General features: G+C 72.1%; 1 pseudogene. It reads left to right on the top strand.

Annotation, left to right across the window (positions count from 1 at the left end):
- Positions 1–45: 45 nt before the first annotated feature.
- Positions 46–445, top strand: a pseudogene (locus tag AC2JF9_RS09310) (hypothetical protein); the annotation flags it as partial.

Below are 445 nucleotides of genomic sequence, written 5' to 3'. Positions count from 1 at the left end.
CCTATCAGTTCCCATAGCGGCCGCCCATGCTCTAGGACGGGTCCGATGACCTTCTCGGCGCTCGATTCCGAACTCGTCGGCCCGCTCTTCGCGACGGCGGAGATGCGAGAGGTCTTCTCCGACCGGGCGCGGCTCGCCGCCATGCTGCGCGTCGAGGCGGCGCTGGCGCGGGCCGAGGCCCGGCTGGGCCTCGTGCCGGAGGCGCTGGCGCCGGCGATCGAGGCGATCGGCCCCGACAGCTTCGACCTCGCCGAGCTCGGGAAGGTGACGGCGCTGGCAGGCGTTCCGACGATCCCCTTCGTCGGCGCGGTCAGGGCTCGCCTGCCGAAGGAGCTGGAGCCCGCCTTCCACAAGGGCGCGACGACGCAGGACATCCTGGACACGGCGCTCGTGCTTCAACTCGCCCGCGCCTTCGATCTCGTCGCGGCCGAGCTCGACGCCGTCC

Source organism: Lactobacillus sp. C449L, from assembly GCF_059900815.1.
This window is presented reverse-complemented; position numbering and strand designations above follow the sequence as displayed.